The organism is Arthrobacter sp. DMZ02-1R, from assembly GCF_057747935.1.
The window spans coordinates 2,018,460-2,034,762 of record NZ_CM173230.1 but is presented as its reverse complement, the minus strand read 5'-3'; the positions used below and the strand labels follow the sequence as shown (position 1 = coordinate 2,034,762).

At 62.5% G+C, this 16,303-nt stretch carries 15 protein-coding genes and 2 tRNA genes; 6 read left to right on the top strand and 11 right to left on the bottom strand.

What is annotated here, in order from left to right; all coding sequences use genetic code 11:
- Nucleotides 1-61: 61 nt before the first annotated feature.
- The 6 genes from AC3ANQ_RS10010 to AC3ANQ_RS09985 all read right to left on the bottom strand — a co-directional run bounded on the left by AC3ANQ_RS10010 (nucleotide 62) and on the right by AC3ANQ_RS09985 (nucleotide 5,294).
- A complete protein-coding gene (locus tag AC3ANQ_RS10010; protein ID WP_488305297.1) occupies nucleotides 62-631 on the bottom strand; it encodes a mycothiol-dependent nitroreductase Rv2466c family protein in 570 nt (189 codons plus the stop codon).
- A gap of 126 nt (nucleotides 632-757) precedes the next feature.
- Nucleotides 758-2,044, bottom strand: coding sequence for an ATP-dependent Clp protease ATP-binding subunit ClpX (clpX, locus tag AC3ANQ_RS10005; protein ID WP_488304920.1), 1,287 nt, complete (start codon nucleotides 2,042-2,044; stop codon nucleotides 758-760).
- Between the two features lie 184 nt (nucleotides 2,045-2,228).
- Nucleotides 2,229-2,888: an ATP-dependent Clp protease proteolytic subunit gene (locus tag AC3ANQ_RS10000; protein ID WP_028267470.1), complete on the bottom strand. Its 660-nt coding sequence runs from the start codon at nucleotides 2,886-2,888 to the stop codon at nucleotides 2,229-2,231.
- Nucleotides 2,889-2,925: 37 nt separating this feature from the next.
- On the bottom strand, nucleotides 2,926-3,537 hold the full coding sequence (locus tag AC3ANQ_RS09995; RefSeq protein ID WP_234749995.1) for an ATP-dependent Clp protease proteolytic subunit: 612 nt from the start codon (nucleotides 3,535-3,537) through the stop codon (nucleotides 2,926-2,928).
- Between the two features lie 243 nt (nucleotides 3,538-3,780).
- Nucleotides 3,781-5,151 carry a trigger factor gene (tig, locus tag AC3ANQ_RS09990; RefSeq protein WP_488304919.1) on the bottom strand — a complete coding sequence of 457 codons (1,371 nt, stop codon included), beginning with the start codon at nucleotides 5,149-5,151 and terminating at the stop codon, nucleotides 3,781-3,783.
- A gap of 68 nt (nucleotides 5,152-5,219) precedes the next feature.
- Nucleotides 5,220-5,294: transfer RNA gene (locus tag AC3ANQ_RS09985), tRNA-Pro, on the bottom strand.
- A 144-nt stretch (nucleotides 5,295-5,438) separates the two neighbouring features.
- On the opposite strand from AC3ANQ_RS09985, the gene AC3ANQ_RS09980 reads away from it, so the two are divergent.
- Nucleotides 5,439-5,512, top strand: a tRNA-Gly gene (locus tag AC3ANQ_RS09980).
- Nucleotides 5,513-5,590: 78 nt separating this feature from the next.
- On the opposite strand, the gene AC3ANQ_RS09975 is transcribed toward AC3ANQ_RS09980, so the two are convergent.
- From AC3ANQ_RS09975 to AC3ANQ_RS09965, 3 genes are all read right to left on the bottom strand, one after another.
- Nucleotides 5,591-6,499 (bottom strand): Fpg/Nei family DNA glycosylase, encoded by a 909-nt coding sequence (locus AC3ANQ_RS09975; protein WP_488304918.1) that lies wholly within the window; start codon nucleotides 6,497-6,499, stop codon nucleotides 5,591-5,593.
- Nucleotides 6,499-6,981 (bottom strand): ribose-5-phosphate isomerase, encoded by a 483-nt coding sequence (locus AC3ANQ_RS09970; RefSeq protein WP_488304917.1) that lies wholly within the window; start codon nucleotides 6,979-6,981, stop codon nucleotides 6,499-6,501. Before AC3ANQ_RS09970 ends, AC3ANQ_RS09975 begins: the two co-directional genes overlap by 1 nt.
- A gap of 152 nt (nucleotides 6,982-7,133) precedes the next feature.
- Nucleotides 7,134-8,135 (bottom strand): hypothetical protein, encoded by a 1,002-nt coding sequence (locus AC3ANQ_RS09965; protein ID WP_488304916.1) that lies wholly within the window; start codon nucleotides 8,133-8,135, stop codon nucleotides 7,134-7,136.
- Nucleotides 8,136-8,275: 140 nt separating this feature from the next.
- Here AC3ANQ_RS09965 and pepN point away from each other — a divergent pair, with 140 nt between their 5' ends.
- From pepN to AC3ANQ_RS09945, 4 genes are all read left to right on the top strand, one after another.
- Complete coding sequence (gene pepN, locus AC3ANQ_RS09960) at nucleotides 8,276-10,837, top strand: aminopeptidase N (RefSeq protein ID WP_488305296.1); 2,562 nt, start codon at nucleotides 8,276-8,278, stop codon at nucleotides 10,835-10,837.
- 100 nt (nucleotides 10,838-10,937) lie between these two features.
- The gene (locus tag AC3ANQ_RS09955) at nucleotides 10,938-11,417 is read left to right on the top strand and encodes an OsmC family protein (protein ID WP_488304915.1); all 480 of its coding nucleotides are present in this window, start codon (nucleotides 10,938-10,940) and stop codon (nucleotides 11,415-11,417) included.
- A 146-nt stretch (nucleotides 11,418-11,563) separates the two neighbouring features.
- Entirely contained in the window at nucleotides 11,564-12,292 is a 729-nt protein-coding gene (locus tag AC3ANQ_RS09950; RefSeq protein ID WP_488304914.1) for a mechanosensitive ion channel family protein, read from the top strand.
- A 1-nt stretch (nucleotide 12,293) separates the two neighbouring features.
- Entirely contained in the window at nucleotides 12,294-12,767 is a 474-nt protein-coding gene (locus AC3ANQ_RS09945; RefSeq protein ID WP_488304913.1) for a globin, read from the top strand.
- A 62-nt stretch (nucleotides 12,768-12,829) separates the two neighbouring features.
- Here AC3ANQ_RS09945 and AC3ANQ_RS09940 read toward each other — a convergent pair whose 3' ends face one another.
- Nucleotides 12,830-13,504 carry a DUF8185 domain-containing protein gene (locus AC3ANQ_RS09940; protein ID WP_488304912.1) on the bottom strand — a complete coding sequence of 225 codons (675 nt, stop codon included), beginning with the start codon at nucleotides 13,502-13,504 and terminating at the stop codon, nucleotides 12,830-12,832.
- 63 nt (nucleotides 13,505-13,567) lie between these two features.
- Here AC3ANQ_RS09940 and AC3ANQ_RS09935 point away from each other — a divergent pair, with 63 nt between their 5' ends.
- A complete protein-coding gene (locus AC3ANQ_RS09935; RefSeq protein WP_488304911.1) occupies nucleotides 13,568-14,476 on the top strand; it encodes an acyl-CoA thioesterase in 909 nt (302 codons plus the stop codon).
- 104 nt (nucleotides 14,477-14,580) lie between these two features.
- On the opposite strand, the gene ettA is transcribed toward AC3ANQ_RS09935, so the two are convergent.
- Nucleotides 14,581-16,263 (bottom strand): energy-dependent translational throttle protein EttA, encoded by a 1,683-nt coding sequence (gene ettA, locus AC3ANQ_RS09930; RefSeq protein WP_265979931.1) that lies wholly within the window; start codon nucleotides 16,261-16,263, stop codon nucleotides 14,581-14,583.
- Nucleotides 16,264-16,303: the final 40 nt, after the last annotated feature.

The following is a 16,303-nucleotide window of genomic DNA, read 5'->3' as shown; positions in this document are numbered from 1 at the left end:
GGTTCGCTCAACCGCCCTCCTAGCTCAACCGCGATCCGTTCAACGTGATCCGGAGTCCGGCCTAGTTGAATTCGGGGCTTTCCGTCCGGCTTCGCTTGAGCTCGAAGAAGTGCGGGTAACCGGCCAACGTGACCGTGGCATCCCAGATTCGGCCGGCTTCTTCGCCTCTGGGAATACGGGTCAGGACGGGGCCGAAGAACGCAGTGCCGTTGACCGCGACCACCGGGGTCCCCACGTCCTGGCCCACCAAGGAAATACCGGATTCGTGGCTGGCACGCAGCTGGACGTCGTATTCCTCGGAATCGGCAAAGCGGGCCAACTCGGCGGGCAAGCCGGTTTCAGCCAGGGCCTTGGAGATGACCTCGGCGAAATCCTTGATGCCGTCGTGGTGGATGAGGGAACCCATCGCGTCGTACAGCGGCTTGATGTACTCGTCTCCGTGCAGCTCGCGGGCGGCAATGATGACCCGGACCGGTCCCCAGCCAAGCTCCATCTTCTCGGCGTACTCTGCCGGAAGTTCACGGCCCTCGTTAAGCACCGAAAGGCTCATGACGTTCCAGGTGGTCTCGATGCACCGGACGTCTTCCACTTCGCCAATCCAGCGGGATGTCACCCAGGCGAAAGGGCACATGGGGTCGAACCAGAAATCAACCTTGTTTGCGGTCTGCTCGGGCACAGAGAACTCCTCGGATAGGACATACAGGGGCGGGGCTAGCCGGAAGAATGTGCTTCCTGCTCCAGTTGTGCCAACCTCGGTCTAGGCGGACTTATTCCGCCGCTTCGCCACGACTTCGTGTGCGATCATCGTGGGCTGGCCTTTCTTGTTGACGACGTCCGCGGTGATGACCACGCTGGCGATGTCGTCGCGGCTGGGCAGGTCGAACATGACCGGCAACAGCACTTCTTCCATGATGGCCCGCAGGCCGCGGGCTCCGGTCCCGCGTTCAAGCGCTTGGTCGGCAATCGAGTCCAGGGCGTCGTCGTCGAACAAAAGCTCTACGCCGTCCAGCTGGAACATCTTCTGGTACTGCTTGACCAGCGCGTTCTTGGGCTTGGAGAGGATCTGGATGAGCGCCGAGCGGTCAAGGTTGGACACAGTGGTGATCACAGGCAGGCGTCCAATGAATTCAGGAATCAGCCCAAACTTGAGCAGGTCCTCCGGCATCACCTCGCCGTAGCTGTCCACATTGTCCTTGACCTCGTTAAGCGGCGCCCCGAATCCAATGCCCTTGCGGCCGGACCGCGATCCGATGATGTCCTCGAGTCCGGCGAAGGCGCCGGCCACAATGAACAGCACATTGGTGGTGTCGATCTGGATGAATTCCTGATGCGGGTGCTTACGACCACCCTGCGGTGGAACCGAGGCCACCGTTCCTTCGAGAATCTTCAGGAGTGCCTGCTGTACGCCTTCGCCGGAGACGTCGCGTGTGATGGACGGGTTCTCGCTCTTGCGCGAAATCTTGTCTATCTCGTCGATGTAGATGATGCCCTGTTCGGCCTTCTTGACGTCGTAGTCAGCGGCTTGGATGAGCTTCAGCAAGATGTTTTCCACGTCCTCGCCCACGTATCCGGCTTCAGTCAAGGCGGTGGCGTCAGCGACGGCGAAAGGAACGTTCAAGCGGCGGGCGAGCGTCTGTGCCAGGTAGGTCTTGCCGCAACCGGTGGGGCCAATCAGCAGGATATTGGACTTGGCGATCTCCACGTCCTCGTGGTGTCCGCCTTCGCCTAGGCCGGTCTTCGGTGCGTGACCTGCCTGGATGCGCTTGTAGTGGTTGTAGACCGCGACGGCGAGGGAGCGTTTCGCAGGCTCCTGGCCAATGACATACTCCTGGAGGAAATCGAAAATTTCCCGCGGTTTGGGCAACTCAAAGCTGCCCAGATCCGATACTTCGGCGAGCTCCTCTTCGATGATCTCATTGCAGAGTTCGATGCACTCGTCGCAGATGTACACGCCGGGCCCGGCAATCAGCTTCCGCACCTGCTTCTGGCTCTTTCCGCAGAAAGAACACTTCAGCAGATCCGTGCTCTCGCCAATCCGAGCCATGTGGGAATCCCTTCGTTTCATGCGGGTGGTGCAGCCCCGTACCTATCCGCCAAGTTCGCAAGATCGCAGCGGGGGCGCCACCATGACAACTTCCACTGTAGGACACAATGGGCTGCTTGGGTTGAAACAGAACGCCGATGCGGTCCATATTTCCTGAACCGCACCGGCGTCGAGTTTTGGCCAGTTACCTGGCGATTGCCTGGGGCTTGATTTTGCGGGAATCAAGCACCTGGTCGATCAATCCATAGTTCATCGCCTCGGCGGCGGTGAGGATCTTGTCGCGCTCGATGTCATTGTTGACCTGTTCCGGCGTCCGGCCTGAGTGCTTGGCCAGCGTATCCTCGAGCCAGGAGCGCATGCGCATGACTTCTGCGGCCTGGATCTCGAGGTCCGAGGCCTGCCCGCCCTGGCCGCCGGACAGCGACGGCTGGTGGATCAGTACCCGGGCGTTCGGCAGGGCAAGGCGTTTGCCCGGAGTACCTGCGGCGAGCAGCACCGCGGCGGCACTGGCCGCCTGGCCAAGGCAGACGGTCTGGATCTCCGGCCGAATGTACGTCATGGTGTCGTAGATGGCCGTCATGGCCGTGAACGAGCCGCCCGGGGAGTTGATGTACAACGTGATGTCGCGGTCCGGGTCCGTGGACTCGAGTACCAGTAGCTGGGCCATGATGTCGTCAGCGGAAGCGTCGTCAACCTGCACGCCGAGGAAGATGATGCGGTCCTCGAAGAGCTTCGTGTACGGGTCCTGGCGCTTGAAGCCATAGGGCGTGCGCTCTTCGAACTGCGGGAGGACATACCGGCTGGACGGGAGATTACCGGCAGACCATCCAAAGTTGTAGTTCATGTTTATTGCTCCTGATCTGAATGTTTCTTGGTGCCGGTTAGTTCTCTGAGTTCGAGGCGTTGGCCGTTCCGCCACCGCCGGCCACCGAGCCTGCGTGGGCGGCGATCTTGTCGAAGAAGCCGTACTCGAGGGCGTCGACGGCGGTGAACCACTTGTCGCGGTCATTGTCCTTGAGGATGGTGTCGACAGTCTGCCCGGTCTGTTCTGCAGTCAGTTCCGCCATGACCTTCTTCATGTGCAGGATCAACTCAGCCTGAATCTTGATATCCGATGCCGTGCCACCGATGCCACCGGAAGGCTGGTGCATCAGGATGCGGGCGTTGGGCGTGGCGTAGCGCTTGCCCTTGGTGCCCGAGGAAAGAAGGAACTGGCCCATGGAGGCCGCCAGTCCGGTGGCTACCGTCACGACGTCGTTCGGGATGAACTGCATGGTGTCGTAAATGGCCATGCCGGCAGTCACCGAGCCACCAGGCGAGTTGATGTACAGGTAGATGTCCTTCTCCGGGTCTTCAGCCGAGAGGAGGAGGAGCTGGGAGCAGATCGCGTTGGCGTTCTCGTCACGGACTTCGGATCCGAGCCAGATGATGCGCTCTTTCAGCAGACGGTTGTAGATGTAGTTGTCCTGGGCCGCTGGATCGACGGTGGCCATCCTGGGGGCCTCTGCGTGCTGTGACATAAGTACTTACCTCTCGCTGGTGACAGGGCCATTGCTGAACTTGCCATCCCTGATCTTCACTACTTGGACACTAACCGTTTTCGATGGCGATTTGTTCTCCCAAATCCCGCTGTTCGCTGACGGCGCACGATTGCGGACGTGCGGCTTTTCGGCACCGGCGCGGCTTAAACCAAGCCGCCCCCGGATCAGGCGATCCGGGGGCGGCGAGAGATGAAACTAGAACTTCACTGCTGCAGGGTCATCGCTCGGGACGATAGCTGCTTCTTCAGCTTCTTCGACATTCGCGGTCTCTTCGCCAGCGGGGCGCACGAAGTCGCTCAGGTCAACCTTGTTGCCCTCGGAGTCGACAACCTCGGCCTGGCCGAGGACAACTGCGAGAGCCTTGCGGCGGCGAACCTCGGAAACCATCATGGGAACCTGGCCGCTCTGATCGATGATCTGGGCGAACTGGTTCGGGTCCATGCCGTACTGGCTTGCCGTGGTGACGATGTAGTCGATCAGCTCGTTCTGGCTGACGCTCACTTCTTCCTTGTCGGCAATGGCGTCAAGGATGATTTCGTTCTGGAAGGCGCGCGCGGTGTTGGCCTTGACCTCGGCGCGGTGTTCCTCGGTGTCGTGATCGCCTTCACCGTGGGCGTTCTCCGGGTTGAAGTGAGCCTCGAGCTGCTCTTCAACAACAGAGTCCGGAACCGGAACCTCAATGAGCTCGACGAGCTTGTCCAGGACCTTGTCGCGGGCTTCGACGCCCTGGCCGACAACCTTGGACTCAGCGGCCTGCTTGGCGAGGTCTTCACGCAGCTCAGCGAGGGTGTCGAACTCGGATGCCAACTGGGCGAAGTCGTCGTTTGCCTCGGGAAGCTCGCGCTCCTTGACGGTCTTGACAACAACCTTGACCTGGGCAGCCTCGCCAGCGTGCTCGCCGCCAACCAGCGTGGTGTCGAAGATTGCCTCTTCATCGGCAGACAGGCCGGTGACGGCCTCGTCGAGGCCTTCGAGCATGGTGCCGGCGCCAACCTGGTAGGACAGCCCGGTAGCGGAGTCGATCTCGGCGCCGTCGATCGTGGCGGTGATGTCGATGGTCAGGAAGTCGCCGTCGGCAGCCGGACGGTCAATCGACTTCAGCGTGCCGAAGCGGCCGCGGAGTTCATCCAGGGCCTTGTCGACGTCCGCGTCGGAGGACTCTGCTGCAGCGACCTCGACCTTGATGCCGGCGTAGTCGGGCAGTTCAACCTCGGGCCGGACATCGATCTCAACCTGGAACTTCAGCTCACCATCGGTCGAGGACGGGTCCGGAACCTCGGTGATCTCAACCTCGGGACGGCTCAGCGGGCGGAGGCCAGTTTCCTGGACGGCAGCCTGGTACCAGCCATTGAGGCCATCGTTGATGGCGGTCTCCAAGACGTAGCCACGGCCAACGCGCTGGTCAACCAGCTTGGAGGGGACCTTGCCCTTGCGGAACCCGGGAACCTGGATCTGCGAAGCAACGGTCTTGTAAGCGGCATCGATGCTCGGCTTCAGTTCCTCAAAGGGAACCTCAACGTTGAGCTTGACCCGCGTGGCGGTGAGGTTCTCGACAGCGCTCTTCACAGTCTAAGTACTCCTGGTTTTGTAGGATGGGGTTCTGCCGCGTCCCGGACCGGGACAGGCACACAGAGTCGGGGTGACAGGATTTGAACCTGCGACTTCCTGCTCCCAAAGCAGGCGCTCTAGCCAAGCTGAGCTACACCCCGTGAATGCACAGGACAGTCTACGGGCATAGCGCCGGAGAATGCACATTTGACACTTGGCCCCTGAATTAGGTTTAGTTATATCCGGCTTCAACAGCCGCCGGAAAGATGCGCGGAACACCTCCAAGGGTGCATGCGGTCTCGCCCGGGGACGTAGCTTAATGGTAAAGCCTCAGTCTTCCAAACTGATTACGCGGGTTCGATTCCCGTCGTCCCCTCCAAAACGAAGGGCCCCTTACTGAGGGGCCCTTCACATTTAAGCGCGCTATCTGCGTGATTGTCCCGGCCAGGGGTAGATGTTAGTCTTGGCAGCCGGGACACCAATAGAGCTTGCGCGCACCGATTTCAGCCATCCCAACTGCTTCGCCGCATCGCCGGCACGGTTGGCCCTGGCGCTTGTAGACAAAGTGGGCCTCGCCGTCGAGCGCTCCTGCGTCCCCGCCGCTCCACCAAGCCGGAGGGGTCGTAACAATCCGCCCGTCACGGACGCCGTCGTTCATGGCCGCCACTGTGTCATCCCACAGAAGCCCGGCGGTTTCGTCGTCCAAGGCACCCCCAGTGGTCCACGGATCAACGCCCTGCCGGAACAGCACCTCAGCGCGATAGATGTTTCCGATTCCCGCCACAACGGACTGGTCCATCAGGAGGAGCCCTACGGCCGTCTTGCGGCGCCGGAGCCGTCGAATGAACTCCTCACGGTCCCCTGGAAGGTTATGAAGGGGATCGGGACCGAGCCGCGCAAGGACAGTCGCCGCCTCGGCCTCGGTGATCGCCGCACACGTGGTGGCGCCGCGCAGGTCCGCCCAACCATTCCCTGAGACGAGGCGCACCCGGACGGCCCCCACCGGCTCGGGCGGTCCCGTATAGCTGCTTGTGAGGCTTCCTGCATCCTGCTCGGCGTCTTGCGGAAAAGTCTCACGCTCGCCGATACGCCGCGGCGCCCCGATGCTCGAGGCCCCGCGGAAGGACTCGTCGCCGCCAAAGTTCCAAGCACCGTAGAGACCCAGATGAACATGGAGGATCATTCCGTGGTCAAAACGGAGGAAGAGCTGCTTACCGTGTGCCGTCGCTTCCTGCAGCTTGTGTCCGTCCAGAAGCGCGGCACCCGCGGTGAAGCGGCCTTGCGGGCTGGAAACTTCCAGCACTCGGCCAGCAAAGACATCCTGGAACTGACGTGCCAGGCGATGGATCGAATGCCCTTCAGGCACTATGCAACGATTTCGCCGGTGTTTTCATAGGTGGCGATTTTTCCGATCCGGCGGACGTGGCGTTCGTCGTTGCTGAACGGTTCTTCGAGGAAGGCCTCGATCAGTTCGGTAGCTTCCTCGACTGTGTGCTGGCGACCGCCCACGGCGATCACGTTGGCGTCGTTGTGCTCACGGGCAAGTTTCGCCGTGGAAAGGTTCCAAGCCAGTGCGGCCCGGACACCCTTGACCTTGTTAGCGGCAATTTGTTCACCGTTGCCGGATCCGCCAAGGACAATGCCCAACGCGTGGACGCCGGCGGTCTGGTCGGCGACCACGGCAGCGGCCGCGTTGATGCAGAACGAAGGGTAGTCATCAAGGGCGTCATAAACCTTGGGGCCGTGGTCAACCACGTCGTAGCCTTTGGCAGTCAAGTGGCTTACCAGGTGGGCGCTGAGCTCCATGCCGGCGTGGTCCGTAGCGATGTGGACGCGGGGTGTGGTCACAAGAAGTCCATTCAGTCTGGCGCGCGAACGCGGCAAGGCCGGGCGCGACGGTGAGGGATGCGGTTCCTAGGTTACTAGGATCGGGCCGTTGCCCACCTCTTAAGACGAAGCCGGTAAAGACGAAGCCTGCTGACGCGGCGAACCTCAGTCGCTCAGGGAGCAGGAGGCTGTTCCCCGCGCTGGGCACGGGCCGCGACGCGGTTCAGGATTCCAGCGAGCCGGTCTGCCGTGGCCGAGGTCCCGGCGCTGAAAGCCACCCTGCGGCCACTGACCTGACGGACGACGACGGCGGGTCCGCTACTCACGAGGATGGCCGTGGCTCCTCCGTGGTGCCGGAGTCCCCAGCCGCCAAAGTCGGCGGCCCTGATTTCTTGTGCGGCAGCTCCGGCGATGTCCACGGCGGGCACAGTCAAGACCTTCAGGACTCCGGCCAGAAAGACTTGCACTCCTCCCCGGTCGGCGCGCACCCGGACGAAGAGGAAACACGCTCCTATGACGGCGGTTGCCGCGAGCAATGCCCCCAGCCACGGGAGCGCAATAGCGATCAACATGGCAGGAAATAGGGTGGCCACGCAGATCATCACGAACACCGAGCTTCTCGCGTGAACCCAGAGCAACATGGAATCCTCTGCCAGGCCGGGGTCTTCCTTCAGGGTTACTTCAGCTTCGAGGGCGGCGTCATCCTCCGGCGTCCAGCGCGGATCAGGCTTGAAAGCCATCATCATGACCACGCCCAGGGGCAAGGCCGCACCGGCACCCAGCGCGAGGACTGTGGCATCAACGTGCGAGTTGCGCGCATCGGTGAGGCCCGTTTGTCCCACGAGTCCGGCGGCCAGCACGGAGGTGATGAAGAGCGTCACCATGAGACCCAAGCCCATCATGAACCGGCGCATGATCACCGGCCTGGCGAGCGGAACCGCTTGGACGAAGACCAACCATCCGGTCAGGACCATGAGGCCGGTTCCGCCGGACACGTAGGCGGCGAACGGCGCAAAGCTGCTTCCGCCGTCGGCGTTCCACGCAATGGCGACGGGCTCAGGAAGGTTGTTGCGCAACATGAGTGCGCACACAGCAAATGCGGCGGCGAGCAGCAGCGGAAACGCCACCGCAAAGCGGAGTGCCCGGAGGTCCAACGAGTCGCGCATCTTTCCCATGATCCAACGCTACCCCCCGGCCGGCGACACTGTGATCCAGCGTCCTTGCCAAGCCGGGATCAAATGAAAGAATGACTTCACAGCGCCGGCATTGGCTGAAGTCAGCCGGCTTTCTGCAACCCATTCTTGGAGGCACCACCTTGCCAGGCCTGAACCTGACGCGCGAAGAAGCGGCACAGCGCGCAGAATTGCTCACCGTGACCTCGTACGACGTCACCCTCGACTTGACCAAGGGCGCCACCGTCTTCGGCTCCACCACGGTGGTGAAGTTCTCCGCCGTCGAGGGTGCCTCGAGCTTTATCGACGCGATCACGGAAACCGTGCACAGCGTGACGCTGAACGGCACCGAGCTGGATCCCGCCGTAGTGTCCGACGGCGTCCGCATCCAACTGCCGGAGCTCGCCGCGGAGAACGAGCTCACGGTAGTTGCCGACGCCCCCTACATGAACACGGGTGAAGGCCTGCACCGCTTCGTGGATCCGGTGGACAACGAGGTCTACCTGTACACCCAGTTCGAAGTGCCCGATTCCCGCCGCATGTTTGCCGTGTTCGAACAGCCGGACCTGAAGGCGGCATTCACGTTCACGGTTACTGCCCCTTCACACTGGGATCTCATCTCCAACTCTCCCACTCCCGTACCAGTGGAAACCACTCCCGCGGACGACGGCGGTGCGCGCTCGGTCTGGCATTTCGCCCCCACTCCCCGTATCTCTTCCTACGTCACAGCCCTGATCGCGGGACCATATCAAGCGGTTCGCAGCCAGGTCACCAGCTCCGACGGCCGGGTCATCCCCCTGGGCGTCTTTGCCCGCAAGTCCCTCATGCAGTATCTGGACGCCGACAACATCTTCGAACTGACCCGCCAGGGTTTTGAGTTCTTCGAGGCCCAGTTCGGTTTCCCATACCCCTTCGAGAAGTACGACCAGCTTTTCGTCCCCGAGTTCAACGCCGGCGCCATGGAAAACGCAGGCGCCGTGACGATCCTCGAGGGCTACGTCTTCCGTGGCAAGGTCACCGGCGCCCAGGTCGAACGCCGGGCCATCACCGTGCTGCACGAGCTGGCCCACATGTGGTTCGGCGACCTCGTCACGATGCGCTGGTGGAACGACCTCTGGCTCAACGAGTCCTTTGCCGAATACATGTCCCACCTTGCCGCGGTCGAAAACACCGAATTTGACCGGGCCTGGACCACCTTTGCCTCCGTGGAGAAGTCGTGGGCTTACCGCCAGGACCAACTTCCCACCACCCACCCGATTTTCGCCGAGATCAATGATCTCCAGGATGTCGAGGTCAACTTCGACGGCATCACGTATGCCAAGGGAGCTTCCGTCCTGCGGCAGTTGGTTGCATGGGTGGGGCAGGATCAGTTCACGGCCGGCGTCGGCGAGTACTTCCAGAAGCATGCTTGGCAGAACACCGAACTGGTAGACCTCATGAAGGAACTCGAAGCTGCCAGCGGCCGTGACTTGGACCAGTGGGGCAAGCTCTGGCTCGAGACCGCCGGCGTCAACACGCTCGCGCCCGAGCTCGAGGCCGACGCGGACGGCGCCATCACTTCGTTTTCGATCCTGCAGACCGCCATCGACGAACAGCCCACCCTGCGTCCACACCGCCTCGCGGTGGGCTTCTACAACCTCTCAGCCGCCGGCAAGCTCGAACGCACCCACAGGGAAGAGCTCGACGTCGACGGCGCCCGGACCCATGTCCCCGCCCTCGCCGGGCTGGCACGTCCGGACCTGGTCCTACTCAACGATGACGACCTCGCCTATGCGAAGGTTCGCCTCGACCCCGCATCCTGGGCCACTGCAAAAGCGCACCTGAAGGACTTTTCCGGCAGCCTGCCCCGCACCCTCGTGTGGGGCTCCGCGTGGGATGCGGCCCGGGACGGGGAGACTCCCGCCCGCGGCTACATCGACCTGATTCTGGCGAACATCGCGTCCGAGACCGATTCCTCGGTGATCCAGACCCAACTCCGCCAACTGGCCACCACGCTGACGTACTACGTCGCAGCGGAGCACAAGGATCCCGCCACGGTGGATGCTGCGGACAAACTGTGGGAACTCTCGTCCACCGTAGCCGCCGGATCGGACGCCCAGCTCCAATTCGTAAAGTCCTTCGCTCTGCTTGCCGCCAGCAACTCCCAACTGGACACGGTCCAGGCGCTCCTGGACGGCAGCACAGTCCTGGATGGACTGACCGTTGACCAGGACTTGCGCTGGGAACTCCTCACCTCACTGGTGGTGGGTGGCCGCCAGGGCCAGGACCGGATCGACGCCGAACTCGAGCGTGACCACACGGCCAATGGCCAGAACGCCGCCGCACTGGCGACGGCAGCCCTTCCCACTCCCGAGGCCAAGGCCACGGCGTGGAAGAAGATCGTTGTGACCGGCGAGCTTTCCAATGCCATCCAAAGCTCGGCCGTCGCCGGCTTCACGCGGGTGCTGGACACCTCCCTGCTGGAACCGTACGCGGAAAAGTACTTTGAGGCCGTCCCGGAGATTGTTGCCAACCGCACCCATGCTCTGGCCCAGCAAATCGTCGTCGGGCTCTACCCGGCACAGCTGACCACACAGGCCACGGTGGACCGCACTGACAAGTTCCTGGCTGAGTTGGCGGCGGACAGCAGTGCCCTGCGGCGCATGATGCTCGAAAACCGCGACGGCGTCGCCCGTGCGCTCAGGGCGCGCGCAGCAGACGCCTAAGAAACCGCCGCCAGGTAAATCACCGTCGGGCCCCGGTTCCGCATCTTGGAACCGGGGCACTTCGCATACCGGCGGCGAGTGCCGCCGGTAGACTTTCCGCATGAGCCTGGACGAACACCGTTACTCCCTCACCGTGCGCTGGACCGGAAATCTGGGGAGCGGGACCTCCAGTTACCGAGGCTATTCCCGGGACCACGATGTTGAGATCCCGGGGCTGCCCGTCCTGAAGGGATCCTCGGACCCGACTTTCCATGGCGACCGTAGCCGGTACAACCCCGAACAGTTGCTCCTCAGCGCCCTGTCCCAGTGCCACATGCTGTCTTTCCTGCATGTCGCGGTCAAACATGGCGTAGTTGTCACGGACTATGCGGACCATGCCGAGGGGATGATGCGCCTCAACCGCGATGGCAGTGGACAGTTCGAGAACGTCACCTTGAAGCCGCAGGTCACGGTTGCCGACCCCGCCCATCTTTCGCTCGTGGACGAATTGCACCATGAGGCCAACCAAGTGTGCTTCATCGCCCGGAGCGTCAACTTTCCCGTTCTGCATGAGCCGAGCACGACGGCGGCCGCTAGCTAGCCAGATGACAAGAAGGCCGTTCCACCAAGAATCAGGATGCGCATGCGGCCACGCTACGGCGATAGGGTTGACCGTGGACAGAGTGTTCAGCGCCCGGCAAAAAGGGCCCGGCGAACAATTGGATCCCGTGAGGAGCATTCCCGCAAATGAACGTCGCCTCGTCGACCGACAACATCGTGGCCGATGCAGCCAAGATCGATTTCGTGTCAATCTTCGTGACGCTGGGCATTGGGTTGGTGGTCTGGGTTGTGGCCCGGTTCATCATTCTGCGTATTACCCGCAGCGTGGCAGAGGGCACCAGCTTCTTCAAGAAATCGCATTTCAGGTGGGTGCAGCCGGCCTTCCGGGCGCTCGACCATGAACGGCGCGCCCAACGCGCCCACACCATCGGCTCGCTGCTGACAAGCGTGCTGAGCGTGGTGGTGGTGGTCATCGTCATCATCTACGTCCTCAAATACCTCAATGTGGATATCGCACCGCTGCTCACGAGCGTCGGCATTTTGGGTGTGGCCATCGGCTTCGGCGCCCAACAGCTCATCCGCGATTTCCTGTCCGGCATCTTCATCACCATCGAGGACCAGTTCGGGATCGGCGATGTGATTGTGACCACCGAAGTGATTGGCACCGTGGAATCCGTGGGCCTCCGGATCACCAGGCTCCGGGCCGAAGACGGCGCCATCTGGTATCTGCGCAACGGAGAAATCCTGAGGGTGGGCAACCGCTCGCAAGGCGACTACGTGCCCGAGGAACCAGCCGTCCCGGACGACGTTCCGCCCGCACCCCCGGGTACTGCGCCTGCCGAAACCGCTGCATCCGGCGCGCCTCAATCTTCAAAGGAATCTCTCAAGATTCAAGAGCAGAAAGCCGGCGAGTGACATGAGCAGCCAGCAGGAATCCGCAGCACCGCAGCCGGCCGAGCGGCGGCAGTTGATGCAAAACGATCCCTTCAGCCAGCCTGCCTACACTGACAGCTTCTACGACGCCATCGGTGGCCACGAGACTTTCGTGAAACTCATCGACGTCTTTTACGACGGCGTCGCCGGAGATCCTTTGCTCCGGCCCATGTACCCGGAGGAAGACCTCGCCCCGGCTAAGCGCCGGTTCCTCATGTTTCTCGAGCAGTACTGGGGTGGCCCAGGCACCTACAGCGAAGAACGTGGGCACCCCCGCCTGCGGATGCGGCACATGCCGTTCCAGGTGACGCCCGAAGCCAAGGACCGATGGCTCTTCCACATGCGCGCGGCAGTGGATTCGCTCGACTTGTCTCCGCTGCACGAAGGCACGCTGTGGGACTACATGGAGCGGGCTGCACTCACCATGGTGAACAGCCCGTCGATCAGGCAGCCCTGAGCCCGTAGGGGTCTGGGTTGTGTTGGCTCGGGCGCGGTGCGTCCGGGTTCGCGCACGCCGGGTCAGCGGGTCTGGAAGCCCAGGCCTGATCCGGATCGTGCCAGGATGTGGCCCCGGCTTCCGCTGAGCCGGAACCAACGCCCGTTGCGGAAGAGGCGGTGCTCCGCATCGCCAAGGAAACCGAGAGCCAAGGCCGCGAACGCCGCGCCTGCGGGCACGCCGGCAAGCCCGGGAATCTCCCGTCCCCACACCGCTGCCCTGGCATTGTTGACGATCAAGGCACCAGGCTGATCCGGAACAATCCCGGCCACCTCTGCTATGCCGGCATTCGCCACGGCCCTGAGTTCGGCGTCGGGCACTGAACCGAGCGGCTCCCAGCCGCTGCGGGGCGCCCCGACTCCCGCCCACGACTCGGAAACGGTCGACGGCGGGATGGCCAGCTCGACGTCGTCGGCACCGGACCGCGCGAGGCGGTCCAGGACGGAGGACAGGGTCACTGTGACGTCCGCATGGGCGTCATCTGCCAGGGCGATGGTGCGCAGCCCGAGGATGGTGGGGGTCGATTCGCCCAGGAGACGCGGCCTCAGGACGCAGACATATGCAGCCAGCACGCGACCGGTTGCTTGAAGCCGAATCGCGCCGTCGTCGATGCTCTTGGCGCGCGTGACATAGGTGCGGAGATCCGCCAGATCGCGGGGATCGACGAAACGGAAGGACTGGGTCAGTACATCGGACACATCATCGACTCTACCGGCATGTCCTCGGTTGAGAGGGGTCGGTGCGGCGTCTAGAGTCGAACCATGACTGACGCGCACGCCGGCCTGGAACATCAGGTTGCCATTGAGGACCCGACATCCACCCTCATCGAGCTGCTGTCCCTGGCCGATTTCGACGGCGCGAGGACCGCCGAGGACATCTTCCTCGGACCGTCCCAGAAACAGCCACGACATCGGGTGTTCGGCGGCCAAGTCCTTGCTCAATCGCTCGTGGCCGGTATGCGCACCGTGGATGAGGACCGAGCCGTCCATTCGATGCACGGCTATTTCCTTCGTCCGGGGGACGCCAACCAACCCATCACGTTCAGCGTTGAACGGCTCCGTGACGGACGCTCGTTCTCCGCGCGTCGGGTGCATGCATACCAGGAGGGCCAACCGATCCTGTCGATGATCGCTTCCTTCCAGACCGAGGCAGAGGGCGTGGAGCACCAGTCCTCCATGCCAGTGGGAATTCCGGACCCCGAATCCTTGCCGAGTACTGCGGAACTCCTTCAGAAGTACGACCATCCGTTGGCCCGCCACATGTCCTTCGAGCGACCTTTCGATGTGCGCCACGTCGATCCCGCACTGTATGTGGAAGCGCCCAAGGACCGGATAGCCAGTAATGCCGTCTGGATGAAGACCTTCGGCCCGATGCCGGACAATCCCAACCTTCACCTGGCAGCCCTGGCCTACGCGAGCGACTACACCATCTTGGAATCGGTGCTTCGCAAGAACGGATTGAGCTGGATGACGCCGGGCATGAGTGTAGCCAGCCTTGACCACGCCATGTGGTGGCACCGGCCCGTACGCGTGGATGAATGGCTGCTTTACGTCCAGGAGTCCCCTAGTGCCCAGGGTGCGCGCGGACTGGCCACGGGCAAGATCTTCAGCCGTGATGGCCTGCACGTCGCCACCGTGGCGCAGGAGGGCATGCTCCGGATTCCGCAGTAGTTGCTTGCGTCGCTGCCACAACGCGGCCAAGATCATCACGCGAAGAAGGCCGGCGCCCCGGGAGAAATCATCCAGGAGCGCCGGCCTTCCGTGATTGGATCCGCTTAGTCGCGGGTCAACTTGCGGTGCGTCACACGGTGCGGCTTGGCTGCGTCCGGGCCGAGTCGCTCCACCTTGTTTTCCTCGTACGACTCGAAGTTGCCCTCGAACCAGTACCACTTCGAGGGGTTCTCCTCATCGCCTTCATAAGCCAGGATGTGGGTGGCGACTCGGTCGAGGAACCACCGGTCGTGAGAGACCACCACGGCGCAGCCGGGGAACTCGAGGAGGGCGTTCTCGAGGCTGCTGAGGGTTTCGACGTCGAGGTCGTTGGTGGGCTCGTCAAGCAACAGCAGGTTTCCGCCCTGCTTAAGAGTCAGCGCCAGGTTCAGACGGTTGCGCTCACCACCGGAGAGCACCCCGGCCTTCTTCTGCTGGTCTGGACCCTTGAAGCCGAAGGCCGCGACGTAGGCACGGGATGGCATTTCGACGTGTCCGACCTGAATGAAGTCGAGCCCGTCGGAGACGACCTCCCAGAGCGTCTTGTTGGGGTCGATGCCGCCGCGACTCTGGTCTGCATAGGAGATCTTCACGGAGTCGCCGACCTTGAGGTCGCCGCCGTCGAGGGGTTCGAGCCCAACGATGGTCTTGAACAAGGTGGTCTTGCCGACACCATTGGGGCCGATGACGCCAACAATGCCGTTGCGGGGAAGGGAGAACGAAAGCCCGTCGATCAAGGTCCGGTCTTCGAAGCCCTTCTGCAGGTTCTTCGCTTCCAGGACCAGGCCACCCAGGCGAGGTCCCGGCGGAATCTGGATTTCCTCGAAGTCGAGCTTCCTCGTCCGATCAGCCTCGGCTGCCATTTCCTCGTACCGGGCCAGACGAGCCTTCGACTTGGTCTGGCGGCCTTTGGCGTTGGAACGGACCCATTCGAGTTCTTCGGTGAGCCGCTTGGCTTGCTTGGCGTCCTTCTTGCCCTGGATTTCCAGGCGGGCACGCTTCTTCTCCAAGTACGTGGAGTAGTTGCCTTCGTAGGGGTACAGGCGGCCGCGGTCGACTTCACAGATCCACTCGGCGACGTGGTCCAGGAAGTAGCGATCGTGAGTGATCGCGAGGACAGCGCCGGGGTAGGAAGACAGGTGCTGCTCCAACCACAGGACACTTTCGGCATCCAAGTGGTTGGTGGGCTCGTCAAGGAGCAGGAGGTCAGGCTTCTGGAGCAGGAGCTTGCAGAGCGCCACCCGGCGGCGCTCACCACCGGACAGGACAGTCACGTCGGAGTCGCCCGGCGGGCAGCGCAGCGCGTCCATGGCCTGTTCAAGCTGGGAATCGATGTCCCAGGCATCGGCAGCATCAATGGCTTCCTGGAGGTGGCCCATTTCCTCCAGGAGGGTGTCGTAGTCGGCATCCGGGTTGGCCATTTCCTCGGAGATCTCGTTGAAGCGCTGGATCTTCGAGTAAATCTCGCCTACGCCTTCCTGGACGTTGCCCAGGACGGTCTTTTCCTCGTTCAGGGGCGGCTCCTGCAGGAGGATGCCCACGGAGTAGCCGGGGCTGAGGCGGGCTTCGCCGTTCGACGGTGTGTCGATGCCAGCCATGATCTTCAGGATCGTGGATTTGCCGGCTCCGTTCGGGCCAACGACGCCGATCTTCGCGCCAGGGAAGAACGACATGCTGACATCGTCCAGGATAAGTTTTTCGCCAACGGCCTTGCGAGCCTTGGTCATCGTATAAATGAATTCCGCCATGCCGTTAAATCTAATGGGTGGCAAGGCATAACTCACATTC